This is a genomic window from Ruegeria sp. THAF33 (assembly GCF_009363615.1).
In the GTDB taxonomy this organism is placed as follows: Bacteria; Pseudomonadota; Alphaproteobacteria; order Rhodobacterales; family Rhodobacteraceae; genus Ruegeria.
Map to the genome: position 1 here is coordinate 2,134,115 of NZ_CP045384.1, position 19,622 is coordinate 2,153,736.

A 19,622-nucleotide genomic window follows, 5' to 3' on the forward strand; every position below is an offset into this window, starting at 1 on the left:
GCACCACCCACCAGGGAGAATCAATAGGCTTCGTCGATGTGATCGGCCGCATTGTCCTTGGTAAAGATGCGATCTTCGACCTTCACCCATTCCGGGATCGTCTCGCCAGCCGCGTATTTCTTCATGACTTCACAGGCCAATGGGCCAAAGAAGGGCGAGCTTTCCACCGTTACCCCCATCTTGCCATCGATAATGGCCTGAAGCGCGTCGCGTGTCCCGTCGATCGAAACGATGGTCACGTCCTCGCCGGGCTTGCGGCCAGCCAGTTCCAAAGCCTGAATCGCGCCGATCGCCATCTCGTCATTATGGGCGTAGACCACGTTCACGTCAGGATGCGCCTGAAGCAGGGTTTCCATCACCTGACGACCCAGGTCGCGTGCAAAGTCTCCGGTCTGAGAGGCCACGATCTCAAAGCGGTCATCCGCTGCAATCGCGTCGTCGAAACCCTTTTTGCGGTCATTTGCAGGTGAAGACCCTGTCGTGCCTTCCAACTGTACAATGATGCCTTTGTCGCCGTCGAAATTCTCCATCAGCCATTGTGCGGCCCGGCTGCCCTGATCAATGAAGTCGGACCCAAGGAATGCCACGAAATGCTCGCCCGGCTTGGCAACGGCCGGATCAACCGAGCGGTCCACCAGAAAGGTTGGGATTCCCGCAGCACGGGCCTTCATAACGGCAGGGATCAGCGGCTTTTCTTCCCGCGGGGGCAGGAACAGAACGTCGATACCTTGCGCGATCATGCTGTCCACATCCGCAACCTGCTTGGCAGCAGATCCAGCCGCATCCGTCGCGATCAGATCCCAGCCACAGGCCTCGGCCGTGTCATGGAACGATTTCGTCTCAGCAATGCGCCACGGGTTGTTCGACTCCATCTGCGCAAAGCCGACCTTGTAGCGATCCTTCTGCTCAAGCGGTGGTAGATCCTGTGCCATCGCCGTAGTGCCCAAGAGCGCACCCGCGACAACAGTCGAGATCAAAAGAGTTCTGCGTTTCATGGTTATTCCTCCTCCATTGGTGCGGTCGCCTCCGTTTTGACCGCAAGTTTTCAGGTCATGCCCAATTCATGTAAGTCGTCTGTTTCCTCAGATAGCCATCGAAGCCATAAGCGCCGTCTTCACCCCCAACACCGGACAGCCCCCAACCGGTGTGAAATCCCTGCACGGCTTCGCCATTCGAGCGGTTCAGGTACAATTCGCCGAACTTCAATCGGCTCGGGGCCTCCATCAATCGGCGGTGCGATGCCGTAAAGAGATAGGCAGACAGCCCGAATGAAGTGTCATTCGCAAAACTTATCGCCTGATCAAAACCCTCGACTCGCATGGCTGTCGCGACGGGGCCAAAGACCTCCTCTTGCATCGCGGCATTGCCGTTGTCGGAAACCTCAAGAACCGTCGGGGACATCCAGTGTCCCTTGCGATGCGCACCGTCCGTCAAGGGCCCACCTTCGAGATGGACCGTGGCACCTTCGGCGATGCTGCGTTGGATGATATTAGCGACCTTGGTCACCTCGACTTTACTGACTTTGGGACCCAGATCGCAGTCTTCCATGGGATCCCCGATCGACAAAGCACGGGCTGCGGACACGAATTTTTCAAGGAACTGATCCGCAATGTCGTGATGCAGATACATCCGCTCGTTGCAGGTGCAAATCTGGCCGCAATTGGCAAACCGGGCGCCAATGGCGGCCGAGACTGCGGCATCAATATCCGCATCCTCCATCACTATGAACGGAGCCTTGCCGCCAAGCTCGAGCCGGACGACCTTGATCCGGTCGGCCGCGGCGCGAAATATCTCTTTCCCGGCGCGTGTGCTGCCGGTCATCGTGATCAGTGACGTATCGGAGTGTTCGACCAGCCGCTGCCCCACCACCGGCCCCTTCCCCGTCAGAACATTCAGAACACCGGGCGGAAACCCGACCTTGTCGGCAAGCTCGGCGACCGCAAGACCGGACAACGGCGTGATTTCATGCCCCAACAGAACAACGGTGTTGCCCGCGACCAGCGCGGGTCCGACTTTCCTGGCGGCCAATGCCAAGGGGTAGTTCCAGGCTGTCAACGCAACGACAACCCCATAAGGATGACGCCGGATCTGGATTTCCTCGGACTTGTTGTCCGATGCCACTATGTCACCAGAAATCCTCCGGGCCTCTTCAGCTGCATGGCAAAGAAAAGTGACGGCGGCATCTACTTCACCTCGGGCTTGCGAGATCGGCTTGCCCTGCTCGGCCGTGATCAGGGCTGCCAGACGACCGGCGTCGGCCCGGATAGCCTCGGCGAGCTTCAGAACCAATCGCGCCCGCTCGATCGCCGGGCTCGAACACCACGCACCAAAAGCGCGGCGAGCCGCCTCGACCGCTGCATCCGCATGAGCGGCAGTGCCATCTGGAACTTGCGCAACGATCTCTTCATTTGCAGGGTTCTCGACATCAACCGTGCCCGTGTCAAAGTCGGCAAAGCGACCATCGACAAACATCGAATGGCGAATGACTTGACCCAACTCCCCCACTACAGATCGCAATTTCGCCTCCCGCGCTTGCTCGGCCAAACCACAGTGGCGACCGCACCGTCGATCAAAACACTAATAATATTATTTCGTCAACACTAATATTAATTATTAGAAGCTAATATTAGTTGCACACCTTCTGCATAGTCGATAAAAAGGATGCGAACAAAAAGGTTGAGCGATGAACAATCAAGCGAACAAAGCCGGGCAGCACAGGGGTGTGGGACGAGTCGCGGGCCGGCAGCGCGTAACGATGCACGACATTGCACGCGTCGCCGGATGCTCGCAGACGACAGTATCGCTGGTCCTCAACAAAAACGATTCCGTCAAAATCTCCGAGGACACCAAGCAACGAGTCCTGGATGCCGCCAACACGCTTGGATACGCCATGCCCTCTCAACTCAGGAAACCCCAGGACAGCGCGCGCCGGCCAGCGGCGTTGGACGGAACCATCGCTTTTGTCGTGGATGATCTGGCGTCGAGCCCCGAAATGGTAAACGCGTTCAACGGCGTGAAACAGGCCGTTCGGGACACCGGAAATCTTGTATTGCTGGCAGAAACCCAAAACGACCCCGAGGTCGAGCCCAGAACGCTTAGTTATTTCCTCGACCAACAGGTTGCGGGCATCATTTACGCAACCGTTTTCACCCGGCGGGTGGTTGTTCCGGAAATCCTCAGGCAGACCGCTACCCCGGTTCTGCTGCTGAACTGTTTTTGTGACGACCTCTCTTTTCCTGCGGTGATCCCCGGCGAAGTCGCTGCTGGACATACGGCGACCAACGCCCTGATCAAGGCTGGGCACAAGCGAATCGCCACCATCACCGGCGAGCCGTTCATGGAATGCGCCGCAGGACGAACGACCGGGTATAGAAACGCTTTGGCTTCTGCCGACATTCCATTTGACGAGGACTTGGTCATCGAGGGCAACTGGCTGCCCAGCGCAGGCTATGCTGCCACGCGTGAATTGATGGACCTGCACTCTCCGCCAACCGCCATTTTCTGCCAAAATGACCGCATGGCGATCGGCTGCTATGAAGCGCTCAAGGAACTTGGCCTGTCCATCCCCGAGGACATCTCGGTCATCGGATTTGACGATGACGAAACCGCGCGACACCTGTCGCCGCCCCTGACCTCGATGATCCTTCCTACTCGGGCGATGGGACGCTGGGTCGTCGAACAACTGTTCCACGGACCAACTGATGGTCAGCGGCACCCTCTCGTGAAGCTTGAATGCGAACTGGTCGAGCGCGACTCGATCAGCGAACCCAAACGCCGGACCTGAAGGCGAAATCATGACGGAAACCTTCGATCACATCGTCATCGGCGGCGGCTCTGCCGGCGCCGCAGCTGCAGCGCGACTGGTAAACCAAGGCAAGTGCAGGGTTCTGGTGTTAGAGGCCGGTCATTCGCATCGCCATCCGTTGCTGGACATGCCGCCGGGCATCTTCAAGATGATCAACGGGTCAAAGTTCATGACCTATCACAAAACTGAACCGCAAGACCATCTGGACGGTCGTGTGCATGACATTCCGCAGGCCAATGTGTTGGGCGGCGGGTCTTCCGTTAATGCGCAGGTCTATATGCGTGGTCGCCCTTCTGATTATGACGCGTGGGACGACCTGCTACGACAGACCAATGACGGGGTCGGCTGGGGATGGGACGATGTGCTGCCCTATTTCCGCAGGATGGAAGACAATAACAGGCTTCACAATGACCTGCATGGCAGCGACGGTCCGTTGCAGGTTTCGGATCCAGGGCATATCGATGACATGTCCCGTTGGTTCGTCCAGTCGGTTCAGGCCCTTGGCGAACCATTCAACACGGACTTCAACGGCGCAACGCAGCGTGGTGTCGGGTTCTATCAGTTCACCAATCGCACTGGAAAGCGCAGCTCGTCAGCCTATGCTTTCCTCGCCCCTCTAGAGATGAACCCGAACTTGACCATCCGGCTTGGCGCAACGGTCAGCAAAGTCATCATTGAGAACGACAGGGCGGTCGGGGTGCAGTACCGGGACAAACGCGGAGCAAACACCGTCCGGTGCGATGGTGAGGTTGTCCTTGCTGCGGGCGCTCTGGTCACGCCGAAAATCCTAATGCTGTCAGGTATCGGACCGGATGCACAACTTGCAGAACACGGTATTCCCGTCATCTGCCCATTGCCCGGGGTCGGACAGAACCTGATCGACCACCCCGAAGTTCCCATCACCGCCTTTGCCAATGGTCCTTACGGATATTTCAAACAAGGTGAAGGCTGGCGGATGCTGCGCAATGGCATCCAGTTCAAACTGTTCGGCAGCGGCCCGGTGACTTCCGCCGGGGTCGAAGCCGGCGCCTTTGTCAATCCGTCGAACCCCGACGGAGAACCGACCATTCAGGCCTTTTGCGTGCCCATCGTCTATCTGGATCGCGACGCGCTGGACGAGGTGCAGGATGACTTTGGCCTGACCGTTACGACCGTGGTGGTCAAACCGAAATCACGCGGAGAGGTTCGGCTTCGCTCGGCCGATCCTCACGCCCAGCCGGTGGTCTCGCCCAACCTTCTGAAGCATGAAGACGACATGCAGGAGATGATCCGGGGGCAGCAGTTCTTTCGCCGGGCATTCACGTCCGGCCCGCTTGCGCGAAGGATCCGCGAAATCGTCATTCCAACAGCGGATGACGATCAGACGCTGCGAGCACATTGCAAGCGGTTCGTGAAAACCAACTATCACCCGGCGGGCACCGCGAAAATGGGCCGGGACGGCGACGGAATGGCCGTGCTGGACGCCAGAATGCGCGTGCGCGGGATCGAGAGCTTGCGGGTGTGCGACATGTCCGCCGTGCCGGACATCAACGCCGGCAACACAAACGCACCTGCCATGATGCTGGGTGAACGATGCGCCGACCTGATCCTTGGCATCGGTTCGGCCCGCGAGATACGCATTTCCTGACCTGAGCTGCGACGTCACCATTGGTTGATCCAACTTCTGGCGCAATGATATGGCCCCCGCCCTGCCCGTTGCACCGAAAACAAAATACCCTGCCTCAAGCCGTCAGGACGTTCCCCGCCAAAGGTGCAGGAGCGTGTGGCATACGCCCTACAGAAAGTTGTCCCGCCTGGGCGTGAAACGATCGATCAACTCTCCGTCAGTAAGGCAAACACACCCATGGCTTGCACCGGACGGAATGATCAGGCTGTCAACAAGTCCCACACAAAGTGACGCCGCCAAAACGCGGCACTGAGCCCGGGGCCTGTCTCGTGCGCCGAAGGTACGGTCTGCTTCGCCTCTGATGGATAGCGCATGCGTCAAATCGCTGGAATTGCGGCTCAAATTCGGATCAGAAAACACAACTGAAATGAGACGGGTATGAGTGGCGGGGAGACAGGGATTCGAACCCTGGGGACGCTCTCACGCCCAACGGTTTTCAAGACCGCCGCATTCGACCACTCTGCCACCTCCCCGTCGAAAGCAGGGTCTAAGGCGAACTTCGCGCAGAGGCAAGTCGAAATCGGGAAATCTTGCCGAAGCCTGTGCAGCGGTCTTTCCATGACACTTCAGCCACGTTATGATCCGTACGAAAGACCGCAACAGGCTGGCACACAGAACCAGCAGATCGGCAGTGGGGTTCGGAAAACGAAACCCCTTCAGGCAAGGGAAAAGCAGATGAAGCGAGCGATCGAGACACGCCCGGGGCCTAAACGGCTGGCGTATCTGGCGTTGACTTTGACGATACTGGCCGGATGCGAAGAAGTTTTGTCAACTTCTGAATCGACTGAAAAATCGGAAGACAATTCGGGAAAAACAGAACTCCTGCCCGAGGTGACTTCCGGCTCTCAGCGTGATGTCGAGGCCCCTGAGGTTTTTCAGACAACCGAAGCAGGGCTTTGGGATGGACGGCCTTCTCTTGGCGGGATATGGGTTGCGCACCCGGATGCGTCCCAACCTGAGCGTGTCGTGATCAAAAACACGTCCAACAACAAATCGGTGACCGGCGCCCTATTCCGGCGCGAGCGCAACTTGCCCGGGCCTGCGCTTCAGGTGTCGTCCGCTGCCGCGAAAGAGCTGGGAATGCTCGCGGGTGCGCCGACAAAAGTCAGTGTCGTCGCACTGCGCCGGGAGAAGCTGGAAGAACCGTCGTCGGAGGATACGCCAGAGACAGAAGAATCGGCAGCCGAAACCACCGCTGCGGTTGCTGATGGAGCTTCCGACACGCAAGCGTCCGCAGAGCCGGAAAAACCGGTCAAACGGAAGTGGTGGCAGAAAAAGGAACCAGCCGCCGCCGCGGCTGGTACGACTGCGGTTGCAGCCGGTGCGGCCAGTTCATCCGATGAAACGGCTGAAGACGTCGAGCCCGCAAGCGAAGATGCCGAGACTGCCACATCAATCGTCGATCAGGCCGATGCACCTGCCGAAAAACCTGCAAAGCGGAAATGGTGGCAGAAGAAAGCCCCCGCCGCTGCGGCTGCGGGAACGGCCGTGGCCGCGGCAGACACAGCAACCGAAAGCGCAGAGGTAGCCGCCGAAGCCGCTGCGGCCGTGGCATCGCCCTCTTTGTCGGATGCAACGGTCACGCCCCCTGCCGAAAAACCTGCCAAGCGGAAATGGTGGCAAAAGAAAGACCCCGCCGCGATCACCGAAACACCGCTGGACCCGGTAGAGGGGGCCGCAGCAGCTATTGATGCGTCAGACGCCACGCCTGTCGCAGCTGCCACAACGTCGGCGACACCTTTGAGCAAACCGTATGTTCAGATTGGAACCTTCAGCGTTGAGGCAAACGCCAAGTCAGCAGCCCAAAAGGTGCGTCGCAACGGATTGCCCACAGTTGTTCGGGAACTGAAAACAGCGAATAGTACAGTCTGGCGCGTGCTGGTCGGCCCCGCCACAACCCGGGCCGAGCGCAAAGCCTTTCAAAAGGACGTGAAAGACCTTGGCTTCAAAGATGCGTTCACGGTAACCGACTAATTCAGGGAGGCGTAACATGCTGTCCTCAATACGAACATCTGTTCTGGCTCTTGGGCTTGCCGTTCTGGCGATACCAGCCCAGGCTTTTGATACATCCGCCCGCGCGGCTTACGTGATCGACCAAACCACCGGTACCGTGCTGCTGTCGAAAGAAGCCGACCAACCGTTGCCGCCTGCGTCGATGTCCAAGCTCATGACGCTTTATGTTGCGTTCGAAGCATTGCGGGACGGACGCTTGACGCTGGACGAAACTCTGCCTGTTTCGGAACACGCGATGAGCTATGGCGGCTCTACGATGTTCCTGAATACGCAGGATCGCGTTCGTGTCGAAGATCTGCTGCGCGGCATTATCGTTTTGTCGGGTAATGACGCCTGCGTCGTCATTGCCGAAGCGCTCAGCCCGGATGGCACCGAAGCGGGATTTGCGCGATACATGACCCAGCGGGCCAAGCAGATGGGTATGAACAATTCGAACTTCGCAAATTCGAACGGCTGGCCCGCCGCCGGGCATATGATGTCGGCTCATGATCTGGCCGTTCTTGCGGACCGGCTGATCACCGACTTTCCGGAATACTATCCCCTTTTCGCCGAAGAAGTTTTCGAATTCGATGGCCGCGCGCCCTCGAACGCACGCAACCGCAACCCGCTGCTGCGGCTGGATATCGGCGCAGATGGCCTGAAAACCGGCCATACACAAGAAGCGGGCTATGGCCTTGTCGGGTCCGCCAAACAAGGCGACAGGCGTGTGATCTTTGTGCTGACGGGTCTCGACAGCACCGGCCAACGGGCAGAGGAGGCTGAGGCCGTGGTTAACTGGTCGTTTCGAAATTTTGTCGAGAGGACAGTTGCCACCGCGGAAACGCCGATAGCCGAAGCCAAACTGTGGATGGGCGAGAAAAAGACCGTGGGACTTGTTCCCGAAGGTGATCTGAATGTGCTGTTCCCGGTTCTGGGCACTCAGAATGTCGAGGCCGAAGTGGTCTATGAGGGCCCGATCAACGCGCCCGTCAAAAAAGGTCAGCAACTGGCCGAACTGGTGATCAAGCCCGAAGGGTTGCCGGAAATCCGGCGCCCGCTTGTGGCAGCAGAAGATGTTGCGATTGGCGGGTTTGTGGTGCGTATGCTGACCGTCGGCGGTATCGTATTGAAGGACGTGATCAACAACCCGCTGGAGTCGATGTGACGAAAGCGGGGTTATTTCTGACCTTCGAAGGCATTGACGGTTCAGGCAAGTCAACACAGGCGCGGATGCTGGCGGAACATCTGCGCGCGCAGGGTCACGAGGTGGTACTGACGCGCGAACCCGGCGGTTCCGCGGGGGCCGAGGAAATTCGCAGCCTGGTTTTGGAGGGCGACCCGGATCGCTGGTCGGCCGAGACCGAGATCCTGCTGTTCACAGCAGCCCGCCGCGACCATCTGGAGCGTACAATCGAGCCCGCGCTGGCGGCAGGGAAGGTGGTGATCTGCGACCGCTTTGCTGACAGCACACGTATGTATCAGGGCTTGTCCCGGGGTGACCTGCGAAATCTGGTGGATCAGTTGCACAGCCTGATGATCGGGCGCGAACCGGACATGACGCTGCTGATCGATATGGACCCTGAAACGGGCCTGGCACGCGCCAAGGGGCGACAAGGCACCGAAGAACGGTTCGAGGATTTTGGCCCGGAATTGCAAAAGAAGATGCGCGCCGGCTTTCTGGCGCTGGCCGATGAGTTCCCCGACAGGTTTCACATCGTGGATGGCAACAGGGACATGGACAGCGTTGCGCAGGATGTGACAGAAATCGTCCAGGCAGCACTGCGGTAGACGATGAACGACGATATCCCTTCTCCGGATCAGGTGCCGGGCGCGCCACATCCGCGCGAAACCGTTCGGCTTTTTGGCCAGGATGCGGCTGAACAGGCATTCCTGACCGCCTACACCTCGGACCGTTTGCATCACGGTTGGCTGCTGACAGGGCCACGCGGTGTCGGCAAGGCGACCCTTGCCTGGCGAATTGCAAGATTTCTGCTGACCACTCCGCCGGCCGAGGATGGCGGGTTGTTCGGCGCGCCGCCTCCGCCCGAGACGCTCGATATCGATCCCGATCACCCGGTGGCCCATCGCATTCAGGCTGGGGCAGAACCGGGTTTGGCGGCGATAACCCGGTCGCTGAACGATCAGGGACGGCTGCGCGGTGAGATCGTCGTGGATGACATCCGCAAGCTTGGAAAGTTTTTTGGCCTGTCCTCTGCGGACGGCGGCCGCCGCGTCGTGATCGTGGATTCAGCAGACGAAATGAACGTCAGTGCCGCCAACGCGTTGCTGAAAATGCTGGAAGAGCCGCCTGCCCGTACCACCCTTTTGCTGGTATCGCATCAACCCTCACGCCTGTTGCCAACCATCCGTTCACGCTGTCGCACGCTGCGCTTAGGCCCGCTGAACGCGCAAGACATGCAAGCCGCCCTGTCACAAACGGAAACCGACATTCCCGCGCAGACAGAACACCTTGCCGCGCTTGCCGCAGGTTCAGTCGGAGACGCCGTGCGTTTGATCAATCTGGGTGGTCTGGACATCTATGCCGAACTGATCGCCATTCTGGGCACCTTGCCCCGCATGGATCGCCAGCGCGCGCTGGCCCTGGCCGAAGCGGCAGCACAGCGCGGCGCGGCGGACCGGTTCGAACTTTTGCTTACCCTGATCGACATCGCTCTGTCACGGCTGGCCCTGACCGGGGCAACGGGCACGCCCCCGCTTCCGGAAGCCGCCCCCAACGAGGGTGAAACACTGGCGCGTCTGTCAGCATCGCCAAATCAAGCCCGTCGCTGGGCCGAGGTCGCCGCAACGATCACAGCCAGAGCGCGACATGGTCAGGCAGTCAACCTTGACCCTGCCGCTCTGGTCCTAGATACGGTGTTCAAGATACAGGAAACTGCCGGTCAGAACAGATGAGCGACACCCCCCAGATTACCGACAGCCATTGCCATCTGGACTTCCCGGATTTCGAAGGCCAGTTGGACGACATCATCGCGCGTGCTGCCCAGGCTGGAGTGACCCGGATGGTGACGATCTGCACCAAACTGCGCAACGAACCGGCCGTCCGTGCGATTGCCGAAGCCCACGCGCCGGTCTTCTATGCCGCCGGCACACACCCGATGAGCGCCGCGGACGAGCCATTGGCCTCGGTCGATGATCTGGTCGCCCTGACACGGCATCCTAAATTCGTCGGTATCGGTGAAACCGGCTTGGACTACCACTATACCGCCGACAGTGCCGAAGTGCAGAAACAGTCACTTCGCATCCATATCGAAGCGGCCCAGCGCACCGGGTTGCCCCTGATCATTCACGCCCGCGCAGCTGATGAAGATATGGCTCGCATTCTGGCCGAAGAATATCGCAACGCACCCTATTCCTGCGTCATGCACTGCTTCTCATCGTCTGCTCAATTGGCCAAGGCCGCGCTGGAGCTGGGGTTTTATCTGTCCATGTCCGGCATCGCAGCCTTTCCCAAAAGTCAGGAGTTGCGCGATATCTTCGCAAACGCCCCGGTGGACAAGATTCTGGTGGAAACTGACGCGCCCTATCTGGCCCCGCCGCCCTATCGCGGCAAACGAAACGAGCCGGCCTATACTGTGCACACGGCCCAAAAGGGGGCCGAAATCTTTGGCATGGACTATGCCGCCTTTGCCGACCAGACACAGGCGAACTTCGACCGGCTGTTTACCAAAGCGGCATCATACAAGGCCGCTGCATGACCGGCTTCCGATTTACAATTCTGGGCTGCGGGTCCTCTGGCGGCGTGCCGCGGCTGGGCGGTCAGTGGGGCGATTGTGACCCTGCGAACCCCAAGAACATCCGGCGCCGCTGTTCGATGCTGGTCGAACGCGACGGGCCAGATGGGACAACCTCGGTTCTGATCGACACCACGCCAGATATGCGCAGCCAGTTGCTGGATACAGGTACAGGGCGGTTGGACGGGGTCGTCTATACGCACTCTCACGCAGACCATGTGCATGGAATCGATGATTTGCGCATGATCGTGTTCAACATGAAAACCCGCGTTCCCGTTTGGGCGGATGGCGACACCCAGAACGCCTTGTTGGGGCGGTTTGGATACGCGTTCATTCAGCCGGAAGGCTCTCCTTATCCTCCGATACTCGAGCTCAAGTCCATCGACGGTCCATTTGAAATCGACGGCCCCGGCGGCCCGATTCCGTTTCGTCCTTTCAAAGTGAATCACGGTTCGATCGATTCCCTGGGATTCCGCATTGGGCAACTCGCCTATCTTCCGGATGTCGCCGAGATCTACGACGATGCCTGGCCCGAAATGAAAGGGCTGGACTGCCTTGTCATCGATGCCCTGCGCCGTTCACCTCATCCAACGCATGCCCATCTGGAAAAGACGCTTGGGTGGATCGAAGATCTCCAACCGAAGCGCGCGGTTCTGACCAACATGCATATCGATCTCGACTATGCCACCGTCGATGCGGAAACCCCCGACCACATCACCCCCGCCTTCGACGGGATGGTGATCCATCAGTCGCAGTAGGCCGCTGCCCGTCGCCCGCATGATATCGCAGCAGGCCCGTCGCACGGGGGTCACATGCTGCAAAGCCTGATCGACGTCATTCTTCCGGTTTTCCTTGTAATCGGGGCCGGGTATACGGCAACACGCACAGGGTACTTCAAAGAAGCGCATGTCGATGGGTTGATGAAGTTCACCCAAGGCTTTGCGATTCCCTGCCTTTTGTTCCTGGCCATCGCGCATCTGGACCTCAGCGCCAGTTTCGACCCCCGGCTTTTGGCCAGTTTCTATTCCGCTGCCGCCCTGTGTTTCACAGCAGGCCTGTTCGGCGCACGCATCATTTTCGGGCGCGATTGGGAAGATTGCGTTGCCATCGGGTTTTGTTGCCTGTTCTCAAACTCTGTCCTGTTGGGTTTGCCGATAACCGAACGCGCATATGGGCCCGAGAACCTGACCGGCAACTACGCGATCATCGCCTTCCATTCTCCGTTTTGTTACGGCGTCGGGATCACGGTGATGGAGGTCGTGCGAAATCGCGGTCATGGTGGCGTGCGCATGGCACGGTCTGTTTTGTCCGCAATGTTCAAGAACGCGCTGATCCTTGGTATCGCCCTTGGGTTTCTGGTCAACCTGTCCGGCCTGGCGATCCCTGCCGTGGTCGACGAAGCGCTGGGGTTGATCACCCGTGCTGCCCTGCCCGGGGCGTTGTTTGCCTTGGGCGGTGTGCTGGTCAAATACAAGCCCGAGGGCGACCTGCGCACCATTGCTTATGTTTGCTGTATCTCTTTGATGCTGCATCCCAGCCTGGTGTGGGTGTTCGGCAAATCCACGGGCCTGCCGCAGGATCTGTTTCGGTCGGGGGTTTTGAATGCGGCCATGGCTCCGGGTTTCAACGCCTATATCTTCGCCAACATGTATGGTCGCGCAAAACGGGTCGCAGCGTCGGCGGTCCTTATCGGAACGGCCTCGTCCATTCTGACCGTGTGGCTATGGCTGACACTTCTGGGCTAACTGAGGTGTTGACTTCAGTTTGATGTGAAACACCTATCGCGCAACGCAGCAGGAGATCCGAATGTCACATGCCATAATTGTCGCTCATGGCCAACCGTCAGACCCGGAACCGGCCGAAGCTGCACTTGCGGCATTCGCCGCCAAGGTCAACGCGCTTACCGGGCATGTAGCGGTGGATTCGGCCACCCTGGCAGCGCCGGGTGCGTTGGAGGCGAAGCTGAACCGCGCGCCCGAAAACTCGGTCATCTATCCACTTTTCATGGCAAAAGGGTGGTTTGTCACCAGCGCTCTACCCAAACGGCTTGGGCACCATCCGGCACGGATTTTGGACCCGCTTGGAATTGACCCAGACCTGCCGGCCCTGACCGCAGAGGCCCTGCGATCGGAATTGTCCGACAAACACTGGGCCGCTCGGTCCACCGATCTGGTCATTGCCGCGCATGGTTCCGGGCGCAGCCGGAACCCGTCGACCGTGGCGTTGCAGTTTGCGAAACAGCTTGCAGAACTGATTGCGTTCAAATCCGTTCGCGTCGGTTTCGTCGAAGAGCCACCTTCCATATCTGACGCTGCAAACGGTACCGAAGGTCAGGCGCTGTGCCTTCCGTTCTTTGCCTGTGCCGGAGGGCATGTGCAGGAAGACGTCCCGCAAGAGCTGGATCGCGCAGGGTTTTCAGGCGTGGTCCTGCCGGTGGTGGGAGAGTTGCCTCCGATCCGGCAACAGATTGCGAAAAAGATAAATGCGGCATTCGGTTCAGCCTGAAGCCCCGATACGTGCCCATCGTGTTTTCAGAACGCATTCAGGTTTGCGCCTTGCTCAACGCTGAATACATGCGATGGCAAGACCGGCCGTCGCGCTTGGCCTGATAAAGGGCCAAATCTGCTGCGTGAAGAATGTCGGCGGCATTGGGGCAGTCGAACTGCGTGGACAAGGCAGTGCCAATACTGGCCGAGATCGAACAACTCTGATTCTGAAAGGTCATCGGTTCATTCAACCTTGATACCAGACGACCAGCAATGCAGGCCAGAGTATCTTCCCGAGTCAGATCTTTGAAAATAATGACGAATTCATCCCCCCCGACCCGGGCCACGGTGTCGTTGCTTCGTGTTTCCTCCTGCATGATGCGGGCGGCCTGCTGCAAGACAAAATCACCCGCCGCATGGCCCAGCTTGTCATTTACAGATTTGAAAAAGTCCAGATCCAGATGCATGAGCGCGAAGGTGGAATTCCCCGAAATCAAATGCTCGAGCAAGTGATCCATCGCCCTGCGGTTCTTCAGCCCGGTCAATGTGTCGGTAAAGGCCTGCTCTTCGGCTGCAAGCATCGCACCTTGTAGCCGAAGGTTGAGAGAGCGGGATGCCTCCATCGCGGCGGATTTGGCTTCGACCAGATACAACAGCTCAATCGCCAGATCCGTGCCCGAGAAATCCGCACTTGTCAGCGAATAGTCCCGCACCGCATCCAAAATCGAGATACCAAATGACAGATTGATGACCGCGCCACCGGAATGCGGCAAAGGAGCGACCAAGCCTTTGAGGGTTGTGCGCGGTTCATCATGAAACCTCAGATGCAGCTTCGCCCCCGCCATTGACATCAGGGCGGGAATGGTGGTGATCGTTCTGGGGCGGATCAGTTCAAACACATCCAGAAATCCCTGCCCCACCAGCGGCAGTTCAGGTCGCAACTTTTGCAGGGTCGGACCTGCTTGCTGAATATGCCCGTTTTGGTCCACCAACAGGAACATCGGGCAAAGCGTTTCCAGCAGACCTGCCAGTTCTTGGGTATCTGTCATCCGTTCCGAGCCCCCAGATCAAAATGCCGCCCCTCAGCAAAAGCGCTTTCAACCAACATGATGGAAATGACGTCACTGCCTTGCCGCTGCCCCTCGTGTGACAGCATCACCAGCGCACCATAGTCATCCGCCATTGCGCGCAGGACCCCAACCATGACATTGGAATACCCTGGCAGGCCCGGAGAGCAACTCAGCTGAAATTCCGTGGCTGACAGCTCTCTCAGTTCCAAGGCCGGCAGGGTCAAATCAGACACGGCCAGCCGCACGCGGTCCGCCAGATCGTCGAGCGAGTGAAGAAATTCCACGTAACTGACGCCGCCGAACCTGAGAAGTCGGCGCAGCCCTTCCATATTCGGATGAGACACGAGATACGTTCCCAGGTCCTCAAACACATCGGCTTGCGGCCGATCGAGGTCTGCGCTCAGCGCCTCCATTACCTTGGACGTCATGTCATCGTCATAGACGAGCATGGCTTCAAACTCGACAAACCCCAGAGGTGCGGCTTCGGTCACGCGCAACCAACAGGATCGCCCGTAGGTCGCACAGACAAAGGACTGTATCGCCCGATTGATCAGACCATGCATCAGATGCCCCAGTTTGGTGTCCTGTGCACTGTGGCCGGAAAAACCTTAACAAATAGCCAAAATCCACCCTGAGTTGTAGCGAATTCAACCGAGTATCAGCGCGATACCACCTGTCCGGTCAGAAATCCGTGGGCGCGCCGCCTTCCGCTTTGCGGCGTTCGACAAAAGCTGCCAGCTCCTCGCGAATGCCTTCATCGATCGGGGGGGCTTCAAAGCTCGAGATGATCTCCTTGAACATGTGATGCGCGCGTTCTGCCGTCCAGATACCGCCGGCGACCTCCCATCCTTCATAGTTTTTCCAATCACTCAGGAAGGGTTGATAGAAGGCCGTGGTATAGCGATCCTGCGTATGCTGAATGCCAAAGAAATGACCGTCATTGCCGACTGCCCGGATCGCATCCAGTGCAATCTCGTCCGGCCCTGTGGCGGTCAACTCGGGGTTCATATAGCGTTGAATTTGCTGTAGGATTTCGCAATCCATGATAAACTTTTCCGGGCTGGCGATCAGACCGCCCTCAAGCCAACCGGCTGCGTGGTAGACCATATTGGTGCCCGATTGCACGGCGGCCCAAAGCGAGTTCGAAGTCTCCCACACCGACTGCCCGTCCGGCACATTTGCCGCACAAACACCCGAAGACCGCATGGGCAAACCATAGAACCGCGCCATCTGGCCGGTCATCTGGGTCGAACGCATATATTCCGGTGTTCCAAAGGCCGGCGCGCCGGATTTCATATCCACATTCGACGTGAATGTACCGATCACACAGGGGATACCGGGGCGCACGTATTGGAACAGCGCAATGGCACACAGCGCCTCGGCCAAGGACTGCGCCACGGCACCCGCCATGGTTACGGGGGCCATCGCACCCGCCAGCGTAAAGGGCGTGACAACAATCGCCTGACCACGCCGCGCCAGGCGCAAACACCCGTCGATCATCGGGTGATCGTGTTTCAGCGGCGAGGTCGAGTTGATATTGGTATACATCCGCGGCGCGGCTTCGAACTCCTCGTGACTCAAACCGCCTGCGATGCGCACCATCTCCATGACATCTTCGACGCGTTCCTTGCCCAGCGAATAGGCGTGCATCGCCTTGTCGGTTAGGGTCAGCTTGTCGTACAGCACGTCCAGATGGCGCACGCTGGCGTGGATATCGACCGGCTCGACCGGGTATCCGCCGGCGAAATGGATGCAGTTGAAGTATTGGGTCAACTTCAGAAGGTTCCGGCACATCTCGCGATTGCCCGGTACTTTTTTCCCGATCTCCATGTCCCAGTAATTCGGCGGGGAAGAGACGTTGCCGAACAGGATGTTCTTCCCGCCGATTTCGATCTTGCGATCCGGATTGCGAGGGGTGATCGAAAAACGGCTGGGAGCCTTGGCGATCATCTCCATGACAAAGTCCCGCCCCATGCGGACATTGTCGCCGTCGATGGTGCAACCGGCTTCGCGCAGGATGCCTATTGCCTCTTCGTTGTAAAACTCGATTCCGATCTCTTCGAGGATGCGCATCGCCCCTTCATGGATCGCTTCGATACCGGCCTGATCCAAAGGTTCTATGGGTCGATCGATATTGACCGGCGGATCCCAGGGCATCTGGTCAATCGCTGCACTGCCCCTGCGCGCAGCCGCCCCTGCGCGCCCTCCTCCGCGGCGCTTGCGTGTCTTGGTCTCGGCCATCGGTGCCTCCTGTTCTTGCTTTCGTCAAGCAAGCCCCGAAGAGACGCCTATGGCCGCTCCGTCTGCGACAGAATATGTCGGTTTTTCATTCCGTTTTGTCGAATCCCGGATTTGAAAATCAAATTTTGGCTAACCATTCGGGAATATGTCCGATATCCGGCAAAATCACATCCGCCATCGGAGCCAATGCATCGGCCTCGGCCAAACCGGTCAAAACACCGATCGTGGTCATCCCCGCCGCGCGCCCGGCCTGCAAGTCATGAAGACTGTCACCCACCATCGCGATACGAGATGGCTCGACCCCAATATGGGCGGCAAAGGCCAGCAACTGGCCCGGTCCCGGCTTGAACCCGTGACCGCTGTCATACCCGGCGACGAAATCGAAATGCCCCCTTATCCCGACAGATTCGAGATGCTGCAAAGCAGGATGTTCACTGTCATTCGTCGCAACGCCCAGCTTGATTCCGGAGTTTTGCAGACCTTCCAGGAAAGGAACCAATGGCACGGCGGGCACCTGCGGGGCCGAGGCGGCTTCGGAGTTCATCAAATCGATGATCTCTTGCAAAGTCACGCCATCGACATGGGCAATCAAGACCTCTGCGATTTCCTCGACCGTGGCGGCGATTACAATACTGTCTTCGGTATATTTCCCTTGCTCGAAATCATATCCGATGACACGGCCAAGCTCGGTCGCGCGATCTTCGTCCCCGTTGGACAGGCGCAACAGCATCGAGCGTCCGAACCCTCCCCACGTATTGGCAAAGTCAAACAGCGTGCCATCTTTGTCAAAGATGATCGCATCTATCGGCATCCGGTGCTCCTGCGGAAAATATGGTTATGTCCAGTGTATCTCAGCGCCGCCGGACAATACCGCCCTTGCCTGGGCGGGAAGATCATAGGCGAGTGAATTGGCGTCACAAAACGCCATGACCCACGAATCGTCAAGCACCAGAAAATCAAGAACCGATGCCAGAAACTCGGTATCGCTTGCCCGATCGCGCACATCCTCGATCGATGCGCCCGTAGAGCCCAGAAAAACAGGCAAAAGCTCGTCATTGCTGACCAGCCAGGCCAGGGCCGTCAGCGCAAGAGTTTCGGCGGAATCAGAGGATATCGGCATAAACTTGGGTCAGATCCGGTCTTGGAAAGGGTTTGTTAACCAGAGTCATAAACACTTTGTTCACGCATGCAATCAACGGTGAACAACTATGTCTGTGCAGGGAACCATCCTTGTCCTCGACGGGGTATCGACCAATCGCATCATGCTGAAGGTACAGCTGACGGCGGCCTGGTATCACGTGGTGCAGGGGGAAAAGCTTGAAGGGTTGCCCGCACTCGTGCGGCGTACGCAACCGGATCTGGTTCTGACGGCCCAGACGTTGCCGGACGGAACAGCTGCGGATGTGAAGAAGGCGATCGTGAAGGAACCCGGCTTTGACGACGTTCCGGTCGTGGCGATTGCCGCGCAAAATGACCGGGACGCTCGGCTGCGGGCGTTGAAGGACGGGCTGGATGATGTTCTGACGCACCCGTTCAAAGACACTTTATTATTGGCGCGGGTTCGCAGCCTTCTGCGTGCCCGTGCGGCCACTCAGGATTTGCAGGTCGGCAACGGATCGCAACCGGTTGGCTTCGCAGAGCCGGCCCAACCTATGATCAGACCGTCCAAGGCGGCGCGGGTTGATATTCTGACCCACACGGCTCGAACCGGCGCGCTTTGGCAAAAGGCCCTGGACGATCAACGTCAATTTGATTTGAACTGGCATCTTCAGTCAAACCTGCGGGGTGTTTTGTCCGGCTCTGTTCCTGATGCGATCGTGGTTGAACTGGGCTCGAACCCGGCAGGTCTGAATATCCTTGCCGACCTGAGATCACGCGGCGTGACTCGGCACACGGTTTTGATCGGGGTGCTGAAAGACGAAGACGCCGGACAGGCTTCGGAAGCTCTGGACCGAGGGGCCGATGCTGTCTGTCTGGGCGGGTTCTGCGCGCAAGAGATCCTGCTGCGGCTTGAAAACCAGATTGCCCGCAAAGCGCGACTGGATCAGATGCGGGTCTCTCTCAAAAGAGGCATCGCGGAATCCTGGATCGACCCGTTGACCGGGCTGCACAATCGCCGCTACGCCATGCGCGCGCTGGATCAGATCGCGCGCCAATCGGCCAGAACGGGGCGCAGTTTTGCGATCATGCTGGCCGATCTGGATCACTTCAAGGCAATAAATGATGGCCATGGCCATGCAAGCGGCGATTACGTTTTGACGCAAGCGGCGGAACGTATGCAAAATGCCTTGGGATCCCGTGGCTTTGTCGCCCGCATCGGGGGAGAAGAGTTCATGATCGGCGTGCCCGATGTATCGCCCAAACAGGCGCTGAACCTGGCCGAAACCGTTTGTGACAGCATCTGTCAGTCCCCGTTCCTGTTGCCGGACCATGGGGCACAAGTTGATGTGACGGTCAGTATCGGGTTGAAGTTGTCTCAGGTCGGTTTCGCCCGGCAAGACTGTGCGGCTGAAAGCGTGGAAAACCTTATCAAATCCGCGGACAAAGCGCTGTATGCTGCGAAGAAGGCAGGGCGCAATCAGGTGAGTATCAGGCAAAGTGCCGCCTGAT

At 58.5% G+C, this 19,622-nt stretch carries 18 protein-coding genes and 1 tRNA gene; 11 read left to right on the forward strand and 8 right to left on the reverse strand.

Annotated features, from left to right (window positions below):
- Nucleotides 1-20 precede the first annotated feature (20 nt).
- Nucleotides 21-995 carry an ABC transporter substrate-binding protein gene (locus tag FIU92_RS10670; RefSeq protein WP_152458551.1) on the reverse strand — a complete coding sequence of 325 codons (975 nt, stop codon included), beginning with the start codon at nucleotides 993-995 and terminating at the stop codon, nucleotides 21-23.
- Nucleotides 996-1,050: 55 nt separating this feature from the next.
- Nucleotides 1,051-2,517, reverse strand: coding sequence for an aldehyde dehydrogenase family protein (locus FIU92_RS10675; RefSeq protein ID WP_216646544.1), 1,467 nt, complete (start codon nucleotides 2,515-2,517; stop codon nucleotides 1,051-1,053).
- Between the two features lie 166 nt (nucleotides 2,518-2,683).
- On the opposite strand from FIU92_RS10675, the gene FIU92_RS10680 reads away from it, so the two are divergent.
- On the forward strand, nucleotides 2,684-3,784 hold the full coding sequence (locus FIU92_RS10680) for a LacI family DNA-binding transcriptional regulator (RefSeq protein ID WP_254430044.1): 1,101 nt from the start codon (nucleotides 2,684-2,686) through the stop codon (nucleotides 3,782-3,784).
- A 10-nt stretch (nucleotides 3,785-3,794) separates the two neighbouring features.
- The gene (locus FIU92_RS10685; protein ID WP_152458552.1) at nucleotides 3,795-5,432 is read left to right on the forward strand and encodes a GMC family oxidoreductase; all 1,638 of its coding nucleotides are present in this window, start codon (nucleotides 3,795-3,797) and stop codon (nucleotides 5,430-5,432) included.
- 422 nt (nucleotides 5,433-5,854) lie between these two features.
- Here FIU92_RS10685 and FIU92_RS10695 read toward each other — a convergent pair.
- Nucleotides 5,855-5,944, reverse strand: a tRNA-Ser gene (locus FIU92_RS10695).
- Nucleotides 5,945-6,146: 202 nt separating this feature from the next.
- Between FIU92_RS10695 and FIU92_RS10700 the strand changes: the two genes are divergently transcribed.
- The 8 genes from FIU92_RS10700 (at nucleotide 6,147) to FIU92_RS10735 (ending at nucleotide 13,720) form a co-directional block, all read left to right on the forward strand.
- Entirely contained in the window at nucleotides 6,147-7,445 is a 1,299-nt protein-coding gene (locus FIU92_RS10700; protein WP_152458553.1) for an SPOR domain-containing protein, read from the forward strand.
- A 16-nt stretch (nucleotides 7,446-7,461) separates the two neighbouring features.
- On the forward strand, nucleotides 7,462-8,628 hold the full coding sequence (locus FIU92_RS10705; RefSeq protein ID WP_152458554.1) for a D-alanyl-D-alanine carboxypeptidase family protein: 1,167 nt from the start codon (nucleotides 7,462-7,464) through the stop codon (nucleotides 8,626-8,628).
- Nucleotides 8,625-9,251 (forward strand): dTMP kinase, encoded by a 627-nt coding sequence (gene tmk, locus FIU92_RS10710; RefSeq protein WP_152458555.1) that lies wholly within the window; start codon nucleotides 8,625-8,627, stop codon nucleotides 9,249-9,251. Before FIU92_RS10705 ends, tmk begins: the two co-directional genes overlap by 4 nt.
- A 3-nt stretch (nucleotides 9,252-9,254) precedes the next feature.
- Complete coding sequence (locus FIU92_RS10715; protein ID WP_152458556.1) at nucleotides 9,255-10,376, forward strand: DNA polymerase III subunit delta'; 1,122 nt, start codon at nucleotides 9,255-9,257, stop codon at nucleotides 10,374-10,376.
- Nucleotides 10,373-11,179: a TatD family hydrolase gene (locus FIU92_RS10720; protein ID WP_152458557.1), complete on the forward strand. Its 807-nt coding sequence runs from the start codon at nucleotides 10,373-10,375 to the stop codon at nucleotides 11,177-11,179. The genes FIU92_RS10715 and FIU92_RS10720 overlap by 4 nt, the downstream gene beginning before the upstream one ends.
- The gene (locus tag FIU92_RS10725; protein ID WP_152458558.1) at nucleotides 11,176-11,973 is read left to right on the forward strand and encodes an MBL fold metallo-hydrolase; all 798 of its coding nucleotides are present in this window, start codon (nucleotides 11,176-11,178) and stop codon (nucleotides 11,971-11,973) included. The genes FIU92_RS10720 and FIU92_RS10725 overlap by 4 nt, the downstream gene beginning before the upstream one ends.
- 54 nt (nucleotides 11,974-12,027) lie before the next feature.
- A complete protein-coding gene (locus tag FIU92_RS10730) occupies nucleotides 12,028-12,960 on the forward strand; it encodes an AEC family transporter (RefSeq protein ID WP_152458559.1) in 933 nt (310 codons plus the stop codon).
- A gap of 61 nt (nucleotides 12,961-13,021) precedes the next feature.
- Nucleotides 13,022-13,720 carry a CbiX/SirB N-terminal domain-containing protein gene (locus FIU92_RS10735; protein WP_152458560.1) on the forward strand — a complete coding sequence of 233 codons (699 nt, stop codon included), beginning with the start codon at nucleotides 13,022-13,024 and terminating at the stop codon, nucleotides 13,718-13,720.
- A 37-nt stretch (nucleotides 13,721-13,757) separates the two neighbouring features.
- Here FIU92_RS10735 and FIU92_RS10740 read toward each other — a convergent pair whose 3' ends face one another.
- The 5 genes from FIU92_RS10740 to FIU92_RS10760 form a co-directional block, all read right to left on the reverse strand.
- Nucleotides 13,758-14,750 (reverse strand): GGDEF domain-containing protein, encoded by a 993-nt coding sequence (locus tag FIU92_RS10740; RefSeq protein ID WP_152458561.1) that lies wholly within the window; start codon nucleotides 14,748-14,750, stop codon nucleotides 13,758-13,760.
- Complete coding sequence (locus FIU92_RS10745) at nucleotides 14,747-15,334, reverse strand: heme NO-binding domain-containing protein (protein ID WP_152458562.1); 588 nt, start codon at nucleotides 15,332-15,334, stop codon at nucleotides 14,747-14,749. Before FIU92_RS10745 ends, FIU92_RS10740 begins: the two co-directional genes overlap by 4 nt.
- 118 nt (nucleotides 15,335-15,452) lie before the next feature.
- Nucleotides 15,453-17,012 (reverse strand): trimethylamine methyltransferase family protein, encoded by a 1,560-nt coding sequence (locus FIU92_RS10750; RefSeq protein WP_152458563.1) that lies wholly within the window; start codon nucleotides 17,010-17,012, stop codon nucleotides 15,453-15,455.
- 118 nt (nucleotides 17,013-17,130) lie between these two features.
- Nucleotides 17,131-17,823 (reverse strand): HAD family hydrolase, encoded by a 693-nt coding sequence (locus FIU92_RS10755; protein ID WP_152458564.1) that lies wholly within the window; start codon nucleotides 17,821-17,823, stop codon nucleotides 17,131-17,133.
- 24 nt (nucleotides 17,824-17,847) lie between these two features.
- Nucleotides 17,848-18,132 carry a DUF3572 domain-containing protein gene (locus tag FIU92_RS10760; protein ID WP_152458565.1) on the reverse strand — a complete coding sequence of 95 codons (285 nt, stop codon included), beginning with the start codon at nucleotides 18,130-18,132 and terminating at the stop codon, nucleotides 17,848-17,850.
- An 88-nt stretch (nucleotides 18,133-18,220) separates the two neighbouring features.
- Here FIU92_RS10760 and FIU92_RS10765 point away from each other — a divergent pair, with 88 nt between their 5' ends.
- Complete coding sequence (locus FIU92_RS10765; protein ID WP_152458566.1) at nucleotides 18,221-19,621, forward strand: diguanylate cyclase; 1,401 nt, start codon at nucleotides 18,221-18,223, stop codon at nucleotides 19,619-19,621.
- Nucleotide 19,622 lies beyond the last annotated feature (1 nt).

Excerpts from the sequence above, each read along its gene's own strand:
- FIU92_RS10670 (WP_152458551.1), bottom strand. The coding sequence starts at position 995 with ATGAAACGCAGAACTCTTTTGATCTCGACTGTTGTCGCGGGTGCGCTC.
- FIU92_RS10680 (WP_254430044.1), top strand. The coding sequence starts at position 2,684 with ATGAACAATCAAGCGAACAAAGCCGGGCAGCACAGGGGTGTGGGACGA.
- FIU92_RS10685 (WP_152458552.1), top strand. The coding sequence starts at position 3,795 with ATGACGGAAACCTTCGATCACATCGTCATCGGCGGCGGCTCTGCCGGC.
- FIU92_RS10700 (WP_152458553.1), top strand. The coding sequence starts at position 6,147 with ATGAAGCGAGCGATCGAGACACGCCCGGGGCCTAAACGGCTGGCGTAT.
- FIU92_RS10705 (WP_152458554.1), top strand. The coding sequence starts at position 7,462 with ATGCTGTCCTCAATACGAACATCTGTTCTGGCTCTTGGGCTTGCCGTT.
- FIU92_RS10715 (WP_152458556.1), top strand. The coding sequence starts at position 9,255 with ATGAACGACGATATCCCTTCTCCGGATCAGGTGCCGGGCGCGCCACAT.
- FIU92_RS10720 (WP_152458557.1), top strand. The coding sequence starts at position 10,373 with ATGAGCGACACCCCCCAGATTACCGACAGCCATTGCCATCTGGACTTC.
- FIU92_RS10725 (WP_152458558.1), top strand. The coding sequence starts at position 11,176 with ATGACCGGCTTCCGATTTACAATTCTGGGCTGCGGGTCCTCTGGCGGC.
- FIU92_RS10730 (WP_152458559.1), top strand. The coding sequence starts at position 12,028 with ATGCTGCAAAGCCTGATCGACGTCATTCTTCCGGTTTTCCTTGTAATC.
- FIU92_RS10735 (WP_152458560.1), top strand. The coding sequence starts at position 13,022 with ATGTCACATGCCATAATTGTCGCTCATGGCCAACCGTCAGACCCGGAA.
- FIU92_RS10740 (WP_152458561.1), bottom strand. The coding sequence starts at position 14,750 with ATGACAGATACCCAAGAACTGGCAGGTCTGCTGGAAACGCTTTGCCCG.
- FIU92_RS10745 (WP_152458562.1), bottom strand. The coding sequence starts at position 15,334 with ATGCATGGTCTGATCAATCGGGCGATACAGTCCTTTGTCTGTGCGACC.
- FIU92_RS10750 (WP_152458563.1), bottom strand. The coding sequence starts at position 17,012 with ATGGCCGAGACCAAGACACGCAAGCGCCGCGGAGGAGGGCGCGCAGGG.
- FIU92_RS10755 (WP_152458564.1), bottom strand. The coding sequence starts at position 17,823 with ATGCCGATAGATGCGATCATCTTTGACAAAGATGGCACGCTGTTTGAC.
- FIU92_RS10760 (WP_152458565.1), bottom strand. The coding sequence starts at position 18,132 with ATGCCGATATCCTCTGATTCCGCCGAAACTCTTGCGCTGACGGCCCTG.
- FIU92_RS10765 (WP_152458566.1), top strand. The coding sequence starts at position 18,221 with ATGTCTGTGCAGGGAACCATCCTTGTCCTCGACGGGGTATCGACCAAT.